11 protein-coding genes are annotated in these 15,978 nt (G+C 38.0%); 10 read left to right on the top strand and 1 reads right to left on the bottom strand.

The annotated features are described in order from the left end of the window. The first annotated feature begins 546 nt into the window (after nt 1–546). Nucleotides 547–1,362, top strand: a complete 816-nt coding sequence (locus B5D25_RS07885) for a GNAT family N-acetyltransferase (protein ID WP_159444114.1) — start codon at nt 547–549, stop codon at nt 1,360–1,362. A 125-nt stretch (nt 1,363–1,487) separates the two neighbouring features. Here the strand turns inward: B5D25_RS07885 and B5D25_RS07880 are convergent, their stop codons facing one another. Further along, nucleotides 1,488–2,978: a family 16 glycosylhydrolase gene (locus B5D25_RS07880; RefSeq protein WP_078787431.1), complete on the bottom strand. Its 1,491-nt coding sequence runs from the start codon at nt 2,976–2,978 to the stop codon at nt 1,488–1,490. A gap of 307 nt (nt 2,979–3,285) precedes the next feature. Between B5D25_RS07880 and B5D25_RS07875 the strand changes: the two genes are divergently transcribed. The 9 genes from B5D25_RS07875 to B5D25_RS07835 all read left to right on the top strand — a co-directional run bounded on the left by B5D25_RS07875 (nt 3,286) and on the right by B5D25_RS07835 (nt 15,977). Further along, the gene (locus B5D25_RS07875) at nt 3,286–4,767 is read left to right on the top strand and encodes an InlB B-repeat-containing protein (protein WP_159444113.1); all 1,482 of its coding nucleotides are present in this window, start codon (nt 3,286–3,288) and stop codon (nt 4,765–4,767) included. Nucleotides 4,768–4,975: 208 nt separating this feature from the next. Then, complete coding sequence (locus B5D25_RS07870) at nt 4,976–5,695, top strand: ABC transporter ATP-binding protein (RefSeq protein ID WP_078787429.1); 720 nt, start codon at nt 4,976–4,978, stop codon at nt 5,693–5,695. Nucleotides 5,696–5,762: 67 nt separating this feature from the next. Beyond that, nucleotides 5,763–7,433, top strand: coding sequence for a hypothetical protein (locus B5D25_RS07865; RefSeq protein WP_078787428.1), 1,671 nt, complete (start codon nt 5,763–5,765; stop codon nt 7,431–7,433). Between the two features lie 232 nt (nt 7,434–7,665). Then, nucleotides 7,666–8,097: a hypothetical protein gene (locus tag B5D25_RS07860; protein ID WP_078787427.1), complete on the top strand. Its 432-nt coding sequence runs from the start codon at nt 7,666–7,668 to the stop codon at nt 8,095–8,097. A 273-nt stretch (nt 8,098–8,370) separates the two neighbouring features. Next, complete coding sequence (gene uvrA, locus B5D25_RS07855; RefSeq protein WP_078787426.1) at nt 8,371–11,208, top strand: excinuclease ABC subunit UvrA; 2,838 nt, start codon at nt 8,371–8,373, stop codon at nt 11,206–11,208. A 74-nt stretch (nt 11,209–11,282) separates the two neighbouring features. Then, nucleotides 11,283–12,134: a hypothetical protein gene (locus B5D25_RS07850; protein WP_078787425.1), complete on the top strand. Its 852-nt coding sequence runs from the start codon at nt 11,283–11,285 to the stop codon at nt 12,132–12,134. 48 nt (nt 12,135–12,182) lie between these two features. Further along, nucleotides 12,183–13,088: a 1-phosphofructokinase gene (gene pfkB / locus B5D25_RS07845; RefSeq protein WP_078787424.1), complete on the top strand. Its 906-nt coding sequence runs from the start codon at nt 12,183–12,185 to the stop codon at nt 13,086–13,088. 240 nt (nt 13,089–13,328) lie between these two features. Beyond that, nucleotides 13,329–14,192, top strand: a complete 864-nt coding sequence (gene fba / locus B5D25_RS07840) for a class II fructose-1,6-bisphosphate aldolase (protein ID WP_078787423.1) — start codon at nt 13,329–13,331, stop codon at nt 14,190–14,192. Nucleotides 14,193–14,417: 225 nt separating this feature from the next. Continuing rightward, the gene (locus B5D25_RS07835; protein ID WP_078787422.1) at nt 14,418–15,977 is read left to right on the top strand and encodes a hypothetical protein; all 1,560 of its coding nucleotides are present in this window, start codon (nt 14,418–14,420) and stop codon (nt 15,975–15,977) included. Nucleotide 15,978 lies beyond the last annotated feature (1 nt).

The raw sequence follows: 15,978 nt of genomic DNA, 5'->3' as shown, positions 1-15,978 counted from the left end.
TGTAGAGAATTAAGACGAATATCTGTTTGAGAGTAGTATTTTATTTTATTAGGATAGTTTATTATTTCTGTGTTTCAAAAGAAATAATTACCCTAAGTATTATTGGATAGTTAATCCTATAGTGATTATGAAGATTTGCCACCTGTTGCATACAGTTGTCCAGAGCTTTCTACCGTACACAACAGGCAAACAACAACTTGTATTACTTTTTTGGGACAAGCATATACGACTTATTACACCTCAGGACATCTGGCCTGGGGTGTTTTTGTTTTATCTATAATTGTATTAAGTTGTGGTGAAACGCAGAAAATTTTGTATCGTAAACAGCGAGTAAACAGCAGGTAGACAGCAAAATTCTCAAGCCTTAGAACAGGATACAAACGAGGACTAAGCAAACAGGTGGCAAAAACAAAAGTGTTTGAACAGGATGGTAGATATAGGTATAATTATAAACAGTTGCTACAAAGTAAAAATTTAAGTATTTCTGAATAACATAGAACGACAATGGCTGGATTGGTAAAGTCAGGTCATGGAAAGGTATTGAGAATGATAGATAATTTGATAATTAGGGAGGAGACTTCTGCAGATTATAAAGAAACAGAGCTAATGACCATGCGTAGTTTTTGGAATAAGTACTGGCCCGGATGCACCGAGCATTTTCTTATTCGCATTATCAGAGAATCAAAGGATTATATTCCCGAGATAAGCCGTATAGCTGAGGTTGACGGCAAAATAGTCGGAGCAGTTTATTATACAAAGGCATGGATTGTCGATGGAGATGCCAGACATGAAATAGCTACTTTCGGACCACTTGCCGTTGAACCAACTATGGAAGGAAATGATATAGGTGGTGCTCTTATGCGAGAGACCATAAAGCTTGCAAAAGAAGCGGGAATAAAAGCCATAGCACTTATGGGAGAGCCAAATTACTATCCGAGATTTGGGTTTAAGCGCGGCGCAGAATGCGGAATCACGGATGCCCAGGGGAATACTTTCGATGCCCTTATGTGCCTTCCTTTAAGTGATGATTTTTCGCAGGTAAAAGGCAAGCTCATCGAGAGTGCAGACTTTGAAAAGCTTGAAGATGAAAATCGCCTTGAGGAGATCAACAAAGAATTTCCGGTATATCGCAAGGTTAAAGTCCAGGAAGGCTTTATGCAGATTTTCGAGCAGCATCTTGGTGTAGTAAAGGCTATAGATGGGGATAAATACATGGTTCGATATTGGGAACTCCTGATCCCCGCGAAGCTTTCTGATGATTTAACTAAAGAGCCTTCTGTTGGAAGTGATGTGAAGTTTATCTGGAATCATAAAGGCGAATCAAAAATAACGCAGGTGTTCAAAAACTTGCTTGAAGATTAAAGTTTAGGATAAAAATCCGTATATCACTGTCGAACTAAGCATAAAAAATTCCAACCTCCTGATTGCTGGTTAAATGAGCCATACAATCAGGAGGCCGGAAGGTAGAAATTATGAGTTATTTTTTATTATTCCTCGATCTTTTCGAGGCGAACGTTCTTGATATGTATTGTGGCTGTTGAGCCCTGCTTACCCATATTAAATTCCACGCGACCGTTATCATCGCTTTCTTCGGTCATCTTGAATTCAAATGAGTATTCCTGCCACTCTTCAGTGAGTTCTACAGTAGTATCTTTAAAGTATCTTATCCAATCCACATCAGGTGCTGATATACCAATTTTCATTTGTCTTGGTTCTTCTGAACATGCTTCAAATGATAATCTATATCTGGCGCCTTTTTCCATAGGCATTTGCGGCTGAACGAGCTGTACTGAATATTCCTCTGTTCCTTCTGAATTAGAGGAGATGATTATCTCATTATTCTTTATCTCTGCTTTTCCGTCTCCGCCGGCAAGGAGAATGAATTTCCAATTTTCATCGTCTGACAGGTCTTCGTTTTCGGAAAAGTCTCCGTTATAGATAAAGTTTCCGTTTTCATCGGCCTCTCTCATAACGAGTTTATCAACCGGTTTCTCCACATTTTCATCGTAACTTTCTTTCTGATAAAAACGAACATAATCAACTTTCATTGATGCACGTTCATCGAAAGGAGTAGTATCATCAGGATTGCCCGGCCAATCGCCACCTACAGCAACATTTAAAATAACATGAAATGGCTGATTGAAAGGTGCAGGATATGGCTTACCTTTTATCTGGCCGCCTGCTTTTGTGAACCAGTCGTTTGTTGCAAAGTACTGTACATCATCACAGTACCAACGTATCTCGCCCGGTTCCCATTCGATTGCAAATGTATGATATTCTTCAGCAAAATTTCCTTCTGTAAGGGTGAATGTTCCTTGTCTCTGTTTATGAGGCTCTCCGAAATGGAGTGTTCCGTAAAGAGTATTCGTAGAATCGCCGAGAACTTCCATAATGTCAATCTCGCCGCATCTTGGCCACTGCCCATAGAACTGTTCATCCTGAGGCATCATCCAGAAAGCGGGAAGGAATCCTTTGCCTGTAGGGACCTTAAGCCTGGCTTCCACCTTGCCGTACTTATAATCATGCTTATTCTGTGTATTTACTCTTCCTGAAAAATATGCTGTATTTCCGTTCTCATCTACGGTTTTTACAGGCTGGATAACCAGCTCGCCGTCTTTTACATAAGCATAATCTTTACTTGGAACATATTCCTGAAGCTCATGATTGACCCAGCCCGCTTCGTGTGTCTCATAATTCCAATCATCAGGATTCAGTTCTGTTCCGTTGAATTCATCGTGCCAGACAAGGTGATAGCCGGCAGGTACTGGAACATCTTCCTCGGCTACATCTGTAGAAGGGGGTGTGTTAACTGTGACAGTGGAAGTTTCGGTGCTTTCGGTCACGGTTTTATCAGATGTAGCCGGTGCTGAAGAGTTTTCGTTGTTGTTATTGCTTTTCTTACCGCATCCGCCAAGGGCTGATCCTGCCATTAATGCAGCGAAGAAAAGGGTTGCGAGTTTTCTTGATTTTTTTCGCATTTTACCTCCTTTAATTTCTTAGCGTCACGTTCGAAAGAATATATTTATAGGTGGCTACCTGATAAAGACATTTCCTACGAACGTGAGCGTGTACGCTAAGACACTCAGACTCCAATGTAATTAAATTTTATAATCATTTCATGATAAAATATATCAATATAATGCTTTATATAACAAAATAATTACTGCTCGTTTTTATAAAATGTCATAATTTTATAACTTTGGACATAGACTTGTATAGAAATAATAAATTAATAGTGTTAGTATATCGTTTGTTATAAATGTTATTTATATGTGGAGGAATAAAATGAAGCTTAAGAAAAAGAGATCAAAATCAGTGAAGAAAACAATATTCACGTTATGTTTGACATTAACAATGGTTTTCTATAATCATATTCCGGTTTTTGCCCAAGATTATGTGTTGAATCCGGGATTAGAACAAGGGGATGTGATTGATAAGAATCTGATGAATCAAACAGTATGGGCAGGTTATGATACGTTCTCTGCTATAGATGGTTATAGAGAGGATCAGGGTTCTGTTAAAAGCCGTATAAGAGTGAAGTTATATGAGTATACTAGTTATGCCGATGATGATGTAGTCAGCGGGGAATTTGAATCTACGATATACATTCCTGTGTTTGATAAAATATCAAAAGAATTTGTATTTCCTGATGATGAAAGATATAGTGATATATATGATAGTGATGATACGATAAGAGCTTATACTATAAAAGGACAAACGTATACTAAAAAATCGGATCATGAGGCATACGAAGAAACCATTTTTCCGCTCGATACATATAGAATTGTCTATCATATAGGCAACACTGATTATAAAGATGGATATTATATTGCGGGTGAAGAAAAGACGGTTGTCTCAGAGGATGAATTGGAACAGTATGATATGACAATTCCTGAGAATGCAACATTCATGGGATGGTATGATAATCCGGATTTTGAGGGAAATCCTGTAACAGCCATATCTAAAAATGATCAGAAAAACGGAAGTATAGATTTATATGCTAAGTTGGATTATGAAGAATATAAAATAACATATAATCTTAATGGTGGTGAATTTGTTCAGGGATATGTGCCTGTCGAAAGCTATACAGAAAATGATGAAGTGATACTTCCGAATACAGATAATGTTTCAAAAGATGCTTCAAGATTTATGGGATGGTATGAAGATGAAAATTTTGAAGGAAATGCTGTAACCGTCATATCAGAAGGTTCAACCGGGGATAAGAATTTTTATGCATACTTTAAGACAATAAATTATGAGGTTGAATCTCCGGACGATTATACAATAGGAAGTGATGAAGAGAGAACTTTCCATATTCTTGATGCTGATATGGAGAATTTGATTTCAGTTGAATGGGATGGAGAAAAGCTGGATCCTTCTGATTATTCTGTTACATCCGGTTCAACAAAAGTAACTTTTAGTGCAGATTTCCTTGATGAGAAAGAAATCGGAGAGCATAAGTTTAAGGCAAACTTTACTGATGGATATGCTGAGTCTGCGATAAATATACTTGAACCTGAGGAAGATACTGATACTGAAAAGACAGATTCTATAGATGATACAGAAGGAACTGTGCCGGATGCTGAGGTAAAAGGCGGAGATGAAAAAACAGTCAGTGAGGACGAAACAGATAATACAAATGTGGATGAAAGCGTAAAGACAGGAGATGACACTGAGATTTTTCTTGCTACACTTTGTATGTTTATTGGATTGGCCGGCGTAGTTGTTGTTTCATTTCTTAAGAAGAAAAGATATTCCGGCAAATAGGGATATTGATCAAAAATAATATAGAACGATAATACGTTTTTATATGCTGTCACAGCTAATTAATGGTGAATAATCATTATTAATAAGCTGTGGCAGTTTTTTTATCGAATATTTCACTATAGTATCAAAAGTATGCTTATGATATAATATTTTACAGAGAAGTCAGTAGTTTTATGGGGATTATATAAAGAAAGTACAGAGTGAAAATATGATAAAAGCAGAAAACATTTCAATGATCTATGGTAAGGATTTTAAGGCTGTTGATAATCTTTCCTTTGAGATTAAACCGGGAGAGATAGTTGGCTTTGCAGGGCCAAATGGAGCGGGTAAGACAACGGCCATAAAAATGTTGACAGGTATACTTAAACCGACTGAAGGAAGTGCTGTCATAAATGGTTTTGATATTGTTAAAGAACCGATCAAAGCCAAGGAAAGCTTTGCATATGTGGCTGATAACCCGGATATGCTTCTTCAGCTTAGCGGTATCGAGTATATCAATTATATTGCGAATATTTATAATGTTCCACTGGAGAAGAGAGAAGAAAGGATCATGAATATGGCCAATCGTTTCGATATTGCCGAATCACTTGGTCGTCCTATGAAGGAATATTCTCATGGTATGAGACAGAAGACTATGGTCATAGCTGCCCTCGTGCATAATCCTCCGGCATGGATACTTGATGAACCGATGACAGGACTTGATCCTACTGCCGCATTTGTTCTTAAGCAGATGATGAAGGAACATGCGGAGAAGGGAAATGCAGTGCTCTTCTCAACACATGTACTTGAAGTTGCTGAGAAGCTTTGCGACAGAATTATAATAATCAATCATGGCCATTCTTTATATCAGGGTACTGTTGAGGAACTTGCTAAGGATCATCCGGGTAAGGACCTTGAGGCAATATTTATTGAGATGGTAAATTCGTAACAAACAGTAATATATTTTGACCTGATCATGGGTTAGATATTTGGTTATTTGTGAGAGGGTGTGGGTTATGAAAAGCAGAAGTGTCGGTTCACTTATCAAGATTTTTCAAAAAAATTCAGAAATGCGAATGCCGGAGAGGACGGCATATAAAGTACTTGCTACGATAGCGGTATTGGGAATTATGATTCCTTGTACTCTTGTTGTGGGATTTATTAGTTATGTTATGACAGGAGCACTTATCGAAGCAGATAGTCCGGGAGGAGGAATGCTTTTTGAAATGCAGATTCTTTCGGCGTTCTCAATGATATTTGGAATTCTGGTTATCTTCAGTGTATTATTCTTTTCGTCTGACAGGGAACATTTTGTTACACTTCCGATTCCGAGCCATCATCTTATGATGTCAAGATTTATATATGCATATGTGGCAGAAAGTATCATGGAATTTATGATACTGATTGCTGTATTCGTAGGTTATTTCATAGCGATAATTAAAAATGTCGGCGTATGGAAGGCACTGAATCCGGTGTCGATCATTTCATCTCTGTTGGGAGTTGCGTTGATTCCGCTGATTCCTATGATCTACTGCGCTATATTCAGTCTGATACTTATGGCTGGGCTCAGTAAAGTTAAAAGTACTAAAGTATTTTACAGAATGTCTACGCTTTTCCTCTTGATATTTGCGGCTATATTTGTTTACTCATTAAGAGGAATCGGCGAAATAAATATGGAGAATTACGTTAATTCTCTTGGAAGCGGCGATAATCTTTTCCTGAAAACGTTAAATATTATTTTCTTCCCTGTGCCTTGGCTTTCTAAAGCTGTAGGCGAAGGAAGTATCATTTTCCTGCTTCTGTATATAATCGGAAATGCAGGTCTTATGATAATTCTTTATTTTTTGGGAAGGAAGATTTATCAAAAAGGTCTTTACACAGCAGCTTCGCTGGGATCTTCTAAGAAGGCTGATATTAAGGAGAAGGATATAACAAGTTCTTCCCAGTTTAAAGCAAGCCTTTTCAAAGAATTAAGAGTGATACTTCGTACCAAAGCATTTTCGGGAAACTGTGCATTCATCAATATTCTTTGGCCAATAGGCGCATGGATGCTTTTTCATTTTACCGGTGACAAGGGAAGTATGAAATCTTTTATTAAGATGTATGTCCTGGGTAAAGAACGTGCTGAAATGATCATGATCATCGTTATGATCTCTCTGGGATTTATCGCGACAGCTCTTAATTCTCTTGCTTCAACTGCATTTACGAGAGAGGGGCAGCACCTAGAACTTATCAAATATATTCCGGTGCCATTTAAAACCCAGCTTTATGCAAAGGCATTTGTATGTTTTATATTTACATATCCGATGCTTTTGATCACAGATATAATTATTTGTTACTACCTGCATGCAGGGGTAATGGCAGGGATTTACTATGCGCTTCTTATGTTATTTGCTCATGTGATCTCGATCTTTGTGGGAATGAGTCTCGACAGCTCGGCACCTTACAAGGACTGGAGCGATGAGTATAGCGCCTTGCGAGGCAATCTCAATGTATTCTTCAATATGGCGATAATGATGGTAATAGCAATAGGAGTAGCGCTGATCGGACTTTTAATGTATGAAGTTCTGCTTCTTCCGAATCGTCTTTTTGCAATAGCAATGTTCGTTATCCTTGTGGGAGTTACGATCAGAATGTGTTTCATCGGACCGAGGATAATAATTGAAAATATGAAGAAACTGAACTGAAATATTTTGACATTTTTGACATCTGACTGTAAAACATAGTGATAATATACAATTTCGGAAAAATATTTCTAATAATTGAACAGAAGATAATTAATGACCTTAATTTAATGATATGGTAAACTGAATTTCGAGAGGCAGTTTCCTATAAGCTTTTTACGGAAATGCTGTATCTTATGGGCTACATTGTGTTACAAGATTTAAAAATATGAATTTGTGAAGAGGAGAATGAGCCATGAGTACGTTTGAAAAGGAAAAAGTTTATAGCGACGTCAGAGGGTTTATTTATAAATATACCCACGATATGGCGCTGCAGTATCCGGTACCTGATGATTATGTCAGTATGTCCGAGGATATGAAGTTTTCAAGGATTTCCCTTAGAGTTGAATTTCCGGTAGGTGAGCATTACCAGGGCGGTAAGAAGATTGATAGAATGATTTATGATTCCGGAAAGCCTGTAGGTAAAGAGATATCATTTAAATATAAGGTTTCTCTGGATGGGGATGTAGAAGTTGTTTATTTCCTTGATGAAGGATATGAGCCGGATTTAGAAGATCTGGAATTATATCAATGGGTTTGCGACCAGATATTTCTTGTATATGGAAAACAGCAGGTGCTCGATGCCCTCAATATAATGGCAAAGGTAAGCCAGGGCAAACGTGGATAGAGATAATATATATAAAGAGCTGTCGTACCGGATAAGTGGTGCGGCAGTTTTTTACTTTGTAGGAAATGAGCATTACGTGGGAAATGAGCATTATGTGGGAAATGAGCATTATGTAGGAAATGAGCATTATGTGGGAAATAAGCATTATGTAGGATATAAGCATCACTCGTTGTTACATTCATACGAAAACGGTTTGACAAATAATGGCAATATGATACAATAAAACGTATGTTCGAATTGGCTTTAAGTTTGATTTTAAATGGAGATTTAAATATGGATAATATCAAATATATCACGATACAAGGAGCGAGGGAGCATAACCTTAAGAATGTGGATCTTAAGATACCTCGCGGTAAATTTATAGTTTTTACAGGATTGTCGGGATCCGGCAAATCAAGTCTTGCATTTGATACGATATATGCTGAGGGACAGAGGAGATATGTAGAGTCCCTTTCTTCTTATGCAAGAATGTTTCTTGGTCAGGCTGACAAACCGGATGTTGACAAGATTGATGGGCTTTCTCCGGCTATTTCCATCGATCAGAAATCAACAAACAGAAACCCTCGTTCTACAGTAGGAACGGTTACTGAGATATATGATTATTTGAGACTATTATACGCGAGAATCGGTATTCCGCACTGTCCTAAATGCGGAAGGGTGATTGAGAGACAGACTGTAGATCAGATAGTTGACAGCATTATGAAGTATCCTGAGAGAACCAAATTCAGTATTCTTGCGCCTGTAGTAAGAGGTCGTAAGGGTGAACATGAAAAGGTTATTGCTCAGGCGAAGAAGAGCGGTTATGTAAGAGTTATCGTTGACGGAAATCTCTACAGCCTTGATGAAGAGATAAAACTCGAGAAGAACAAAAAGCACAATATAGATATAGTAGTCGACAGACTTGTTATCAAAGAAGGTATTGAATCAAGACTTGCAGAGTCGGTTGAAACTGCGCTTCATGTTGCTGAAGGTATTGTTAAATGCGAGATAGTTGATGGAGAAACTGTGACATTTTCTGATAGTTATTCATGCCCTGACTGTGGTATCAGTATCGATGAGATTGAACCAAGAAGCTTTTCTTTCAATAATCCGTTTGGCGCATGCCCTGTATGTACAGGTCTTGGTTTTAAGCATGAATTCGATGTTGATCTGATGATACCTGATAAAAAGAGAAGTCTGAATGATGGCGCGATAGCAGTACTTGGATGGCAGTCAAGCGGAGATCCGAAGAGCTTTTCACATGCTGTTTTAAAGAGCCTTTCGGAAGAATATAATTTCTCTCTTGATACACCTTGGAATGAGCTTTCCGAAGAAGCAAAGAAGGTTATTCTGTATGGCGTAAAAGGAAAGATTCAGGTCGAATATACAGGTACAAGAGGCCATGGAGTCTATAATATCCATTTTGAAGGACTTATTAAAAATGTTCAGCAGCGTTATAAAGAAACATCATCTGAATCAGTGAAGGCTGAATACGAAGAGTTCATGACTTTTATTCCGTGTGAAGAATGCCACGGTATGAGACTTAAACCATCATCCCTTGCAGTTACTGTTTCAGGCAGGAATATCTATGAAGTTACGGAGATGCCTGTGGAAGAGTTGAATGATTTTGTCGCAAGTGTTGAACTTACCGAGAGAGAAAAACTTATAGGTGGTCAGATACTTCATGAGATCTCGGCAAGAACCGGATTTATGGTGGATGTCGGACTTAATTATCTTACACTCAGCAGAGCGACAGCATCACTTTCAGGAGGTGAAGCTCAGCGAATCAGACTTGCAACCCAGATCGGTTCAGGTCTTGTCGGTGTGTCATATATCCTTGACGAACCTAGTATCGGACTTCATCAAAGAGATAATGATAAATTAATAGATTCCCTTAAGAAGCTTCGTGATCTCGGCAATACACTTATAGTTGTCGAACATGATGAAGATACAATGAGAGCAGCGGATTATATAGTTGATATCGGTCCGGGAGCAGGTAAGAACGGTGGAAATATCGTCGCTGTCGGAACAGCAGAAGATATAATGAAATGCCCTGATTCACTTACAGGTAAATATCTTACTCATGAACTTGAGATACCGGTGCCGCTTAAGAGACGTAAACCAAAGGGGTATATAACTGTAACGGGAGCTAAGGAGAATAATCTTAAGAATATAGATGTTAAATTCCCAATCGGTGTATTTACCTGCGTTACAGGTGTTTCCGGATCCGGAAAGAGTTCTCTTGTAAATGAAATCCTTAAGAAGAAACTTTTGAGAGATCTGAACCGTGCGAGAGTAAAGCCGGGTAAGTATGATAAGATTTCAGGATATGAAGAACTCGATAAGGTTATAGATATTGACCAGTCACCAATCGGTCGTACACCAAGATCGAATCCTGCAACATATACAGGTGTATTTGATCTTATAAGAGATCTATTTGCGGGGACCAAAGATGCAAAAGCCATGGGTTATACCAAGGGAAGATTTTCTTTTAACGTAGCAGGTGGACGATGCGAAGCGTGCAAAGGAGACGGTATCATTAAAATCGAGATGCATTTCCTTCCTGACATTTATGTTCCTTGTGAAGTCTGCGGTGGAAAGAGATATAATCGAGAAACTCTTGAAGTCAAATACAAGGGAAAAAGCATTTTTGATGTTCTCGATATGACTGTTGATGAAGCGTGTGATTTCTTTGAAAATGTTCCGTCGGTTAAGAGAAAGATAGAAACTCTTAAAGATGTAGGACTCGGATATATAAAACTCGGACAGCCTTCGACAACACTTTCGGGTGGTGAGGCTCAGCGTATAAAACTTGCTACTGAGCTTTCGAGAAGAAGTACAGGTAATACTATCTATATACTTGATGAGCCAACAACAGGACTTCATTTTGATGATGTAAATAAACTTGTTGAGATACTTCAGAAGCTGACAGACAGCGGCAATACAGTTATTGTTATTGAACATAATCTGGATGTTATCAAAGGAGCGGATTATATAATTGATCTTGGACCTGAAGGCGGAAATGGCGGCGGAACGGTTGTTGCCGCGGGAACACCTGAAAAGATTGCGAAGGTCAAAGAATCATATACAGGTCAGTATCTGAAAAAGTATCTTGGAAAAAATATAGATTAGACAAAATTTTTGTAGTTATTTATCTGTAACAATGTTAAAATAGTATGGCACAAAAATACGAGAGGTCAGATACTATGAATGATAACGACACAAAAAAAGATAGCGATATAAAGAAAGATAATGATGTAAAGAAAAGTTACGCTATCAAGAAGAATAACGATACAAAGAAGAAGTCTAATGATTATTCGATCTATATTATTTTTGGATTCATTGCAGTCACACTTGCAATTTCGGCTGTGAAAATCATCCAGAATAATAAGAAAAATGTTAATAAATTCAATGAGAATAAGCCGAAGGTTGAGCAGATGACCTTCAGTGATACTGATAAAAAACTTATCAAAGTTATTGAAGAATTCGGAAGCAAAGAATGTCCTATGCATGAGAAGGATATTTTCAATTATTATGAAGGTAATCCTGAAGGCAAGAACGAGATAGAATTTACAAGTAATATTACTGATGGCAATATTGAATCTTTTGTCAGAAGAAAGAGAATGGCAGAAGAAGGCAAGGAAGAAGTTTCATATTTCTATGAGACAAAGGATCTTGATCCATGCGAAGTTTTTCCTGAAAAGAAAGGTTATATTACTATGGATTCTCCAAGACCGTTTGCTAAGTCTTTCACAGGAACCAGTATTCTTTTCAAAGAATTAAAGAATGATTATGAATATGAAAACGGTGGAACAGAAACTTTCAATGATAAGGAATGCGTAAAAGAAGTTTATAAATGCAATGTTGCAAAGGATTGGACTTCTGAGATATGTGCATATTTCTACGAAGATCATTTTGTAGGATTTAAATATAAGAGTGTTAAGGATTCAACAGTTCTTAACAGATTTGAATGCTATATCGAACTTTATGGAGAAGCAGATACAGATACCCTTGAGCAGGTAGCTGAAGATGTTGCTACATATAGTGAGATCAAATAATTGGATTTATTATTGAGAGAGGATCTTTAGGGATCGGAGGAATCGGATATGGTTTACACTGTAACATTTAATCCCTCATTGGATTATATAGTGGCAGTAGATGATTTTAAATTGGGTAAGACTAACAGAACTGTTTCGGAGTCAATGCTTCCGGGTGGAAAAGGTTTAAATGTTTCTATAGTTCTGTCGGATTTTGGAATCGATAATACTGCTGTATTCTTTTCAGCGGGATTCGTTGGAAAAGAGATAAAAGGCATTATTGAGCATTATGGAATAAAGACAAATATCATTGATATACCGGAAGGAAATTCAAGGATCAACTTTAAACTCAGTTCTATCGACGGTACTGAGATAAATGGTATGGGTCCGAATATTCCTGATGATAAACTTGAAGAACTTTATGAGATAGTAGACGGATTTGTTGACGGGGATACTGTGATTCTTGCAGGAAGTATTCCTAAGACACTTCCTGATACCATCTATAGTGATATTTTACAGAGAGTTGCCGGTAAAGACATTAAGGTTATTGTTGATGCAACAGGTGAACTTCTTACAAATGTTCTTAAGTATAAACCATTTCTTATTAAACCGAATAATTTCGAATTACAGGATCTTTTTGGGGTTGAGTTAAAAACAAGAGAAAGTGTAATTCCTTATGCTATAGAACTTCAGAAGATGGGTGCGGTAAATGTACTTGTATCCCTTGCGGAAGACGGTGCAGTGCTTCTTGCAGAGAACGGAAAGATTTATTCTGCTCCTGCTCCACAGGGTGAAGTAATAAATGCAGTCGGTGCCGGTGATTCTATGGTTGCAGCATTTATAGCAGCAAGTATGGAGAAGCCGGGAGATTATGAATATGCATTTAAAATGGGACTTGCAGCCGGATCTGCAAGTGCTTTCTCGGTAAATCTTGCAACCAAAGAAGAGGTTGTAAAGATATATAAAACAATATAAAAATTAAGCCGATTGGTATGGAAAAACATGAGATAGAACATGAAGCAGATCATGGGACAAAACATGGATAAACATGAAGTGAATCATGGGTCATAACATGGGACAAAACACGGGTCAAAACATGGGCGATAAAAAACGTGCTTGTTTAAAATCTATGCATGTTATATAATATCTTCGGTTAGAAATCACGAACTCTGAAAAGGGTTCAACACATACATATTTTATGGAGGTAATTATTATATGTTAGTTTCAGCAGAAAAGATGCTTAAAGACGCAGTAGCAGGTGGATATGCTGTTGCACAGTTCAACATCAACAACCTTGAGTGGACAAAGGAAATCCTTCTTGAGTGTGAAGAGCTTAAGAGCCCTGTTATCCTTGGCGTATCTATGGGTGCAGCTAAGTACATGACAGGTTATAAGACAGTTGTTGCTATGGTTAGCGCAATGATCGAGTCTCTTGGAATTACAGTTCCTGTAGCACTTCACCTTGATCATGGTAACTACGATGCAGCTAAGGCTTGTATCGAAGCTGGTTTCTCTTCAATCATGTTTGATGGATCATCACTTCCATTAGATGAGAATATCGCTAAGACAAAAGAGCTCGTTGCTATCTGCAAGGAAAAAGGAATTTCACTTGAAGCTGAAGTTGGTGGAATCGGCGGTGAAGAAGACGGCGTTGTTTCTACAGGTGAATGTGCAGATCCAAATGAGTGTAAGCAGATCAATGATCTTAATGTAACAATGCTTGCATGTGGTATCGGTAATATCCATGGTAAGTATCCTGCAAACTGGGCTGGTCTTCAGTTCAACGTACTTGAGAGCATCAAGGCTGTTGTAGGTGATACACCACTCGTTCTTCACGGTGGTTCAGGAATTCCTGATGAGCAGATCAAGAAAGCAATCTCTATGGGAGTTGCTAAGGTTAATGTTAATACAGAGCTTCAGCTTGTATTTGCAGATGCTACAAGAAAGTACATCGAAGCTGGTAAGGATCTTGAAGGTAAGGGTTATGACCCACGTAAGCTTCTTGCTCCTGGTGCAGCTGCAATCAGAGAAGAAGTTAAGGATCGTGTATCTGTATTCGGATCAGCTAACAGAGCATAATAATTTGATTTATATTTTGAAAGCCGGAGTTTTTACTCCGGCTTTTTTTGCTATTATATGTTGAAAAATAACTACAAGATTTTGTGGCTTTGTGGTAATATAATAATGCATTATTATGTGCTTATAAAGCATTCACCTGTATCAGAAAAACTTAGTATCACAGGTGGATATTTGACCGGATGAACGAGAGGTCAAATGTACATAACCCGAAGGAGCAGTAAACAGATGGCGGAGCAACATGTTCTGATAAATGAAATAATCAGTGATCACGCAGAAAGGATGCTTAATCTAAGAAAATATTATCCTTTCTTCGCTTTATGTGATAATACATTTTCACAGTATAAAGAAGGTCGTTACAAGTTCCTTGATATGGGTTATATAACACTTGCCATACTTCGATTCTTTATAGATGAGAATAATTTCAACGAAAGAATGGTTGAGTATAGCGATTACGAGAAGTTCATCATTCAGCTTTTACAGAGAGACTTTAATATGGAAAGTGTATTTGAAGAAGATAAGTCTCTTGATGAAACAGATGAATATAAAGATCTGGCATCATATATTTTCAATAAGATCACAAATGAAGGAAGAGCATTTTCCTTTACATTTTATGATCCGGAAACAAGAAAACAGAAAACGGTTCGTGTGCGACTCATAGAGAGCAGCATAGAAGATAAAGTGGTTTCTTACAGCATCACAGCAGACGGTATTGAGTTCTATCTTGATACGAAAGAAGTAAGGGATGAAAGCAGGATAAATGTTAATCAGCTTCTTCTCGAAAAGCTCATTAAGACAGAAAACTTCCGCGGCGGTATAGATGTTGTTAAGAGAATCAACAGTGAGGTTGCCAGACTTCGTAAGAAGAGAGAGGATGTTATCAATCTTATGGCATCCGATGTTAAGGCAGGAACTGTTGCCTGCGATGAATTCATGAACAGCACAGCCAGATGGTTTGCTGAAGAAAGAGAATCCTTCGAGAAGAATAAAAACCTTGCCGATAAGGCGGTAATGAGGATCAGAGAAGAAGGAAGTGCCGGAGCAAGCAGACGTTTCAAAGAGATCAATGAACTTATGACAGAGCTCAAGAAAGCCATAAGTAATCACAGTGAATTGATAGCCGGAACAGCCGAATTATCAAAGCTTTCCGAAGAAATGATAAGCAGAGCCAAGAGGCGTGCACTCCGACCTGTATTTGATTTTGAAGATGTTTTAGCAAGGATGATAAGACGTGACAGACCGGCGGACATGGGATTCATAATAAGACCGTTCCTCAGTCCGAAAAAGAGTAAGAGCTTTTCACCTATGATGGTTGATAATATGCTTAAGGCGTCGACAGACGATTCCCTTAAAGGTGAAAAGGTTGATACATCCGCTGCAGAGCTTTCATTTAAGTTTGAAGACGAAAAGCTGGATGTAATGATAGGTCATAACTTCGGCATGATGTTTACCGAACTGCTGGACAGACTTAGAAGATGGCAGAAGCTTTCTCTGAAAGAATATATAGCAATCCTTGCCATAAAGTTCGGCGAAGAAATATATGACAACAGAGACTTTTATTCCTTCCTTGTGCATCTTGCGGAGAAGGAAAGTTATGATATAAAGAAAATGATCGAGAAGCCGGAAACAGTTCTTGAAAAAATGACTGTAAGTAACCTTTCGGAAGAGGTTATCAGTAACTACGGCGACATGGTATTTGATATAAATTATGATATGGAAGAAATCATTTTGAAGGATGAACCCGGAGACAGAAGGGTCGTCACAAATATGATGTTTTTGATGAGGTAGT

The organism is Eubacterium ruminantium (genome assembly GCF_900167085.1).
In the GTDB taxonomy this organism is placed as follows: domain Bacteria; phylum Bacillota; class Clostridia; order Lachnospirales; family Lachnospiraceae; genus Eubacterium_Q; species Eubacterium_Q ruminantium.
Note: the sequence above shows the minus strand (reverse complement) of the source record. Positions and strands in the feature narration are given on the sequence as shown.

Excerpts from the sequence above, each read along its gene's own strand:
- B5D25_RS07870 (WP_078787429.1), top strand. The coding sequence starts at position 4,976 with ATGATAAAAGCAGAAAACATTTCAATGATCTATGGTAAGGATTTTAAG.
- B5D25_RS07880 (WP_078787431.1), bottom strand. The coding sequence starts at position 2,978 with ATGCGAAAAAAATCAAGAAAACTCGCAACCCTTTTCTTCGCTGCATTA.
- B5D25_RS07885 (WP_159444114.1), top strand. The coding sequence starts at position 547 with ATGATAGATAATTTGATAATTAGGGAGGAGACTTCTGCAGATTATAAA.
- B5D25_RS07865 (WP_078787428.1), top strand. The coding sequence starts at position 5,763 with ATGAAAAGCAGAAGTGTCGGTTCACTTATCAAGATTTTTCAAAAAAAT.
- pfkB (WP_078787424.1), top strand. The coding sequence starts at position 12,183 with ATGGTTTACACTGTAACATTTAATCCCTCATTGGATTATATAGTGGCA.
- B5D25_RS07835 (WP_078787422.1), top strand. The coding sequence starts at position 14,418 with ATGGCGGAGCAACATGTTCTGATAAATGAAATAATCAGTGATCACGCA.
- uvrA (WP_078787426.1), top strand. The coding sequence starts at position 8,371 with ATGGATAATATCAAATATATCACGATACAAGGAGCGAGGGAGCATAAC.
- fba (WP_078787423.1), top strand. The coding sequence starts at position 13,329 with ATGTTAGTTTCAGCAGAAAAGATGCTTAAAGACGCAGTAGCAGGTGGA.
- B5D25_RS07860 (WP_078787427.1), top strand. The coding sequence starts at position 7,666 with ATGAGTACGTTTGAAAAGGAAAAAGTTTATAGCGACGTCAGAGGGTTT.
- B5D25_RS07875 (WP_159444113.1), top strand. The coding sequence starts at position 3,286 with ATGAAGCTTAAGAAAAAGAGATCAAAATCAGTGAAGAAAACAATATTC.
- B5D25_RS07850 (WP_078787425.1), top strand. The coding sequence starts at position 11,283 with ATGAATGATAACGACACAAAAAAAGATAGCGATATAAAGAAAGATAAT.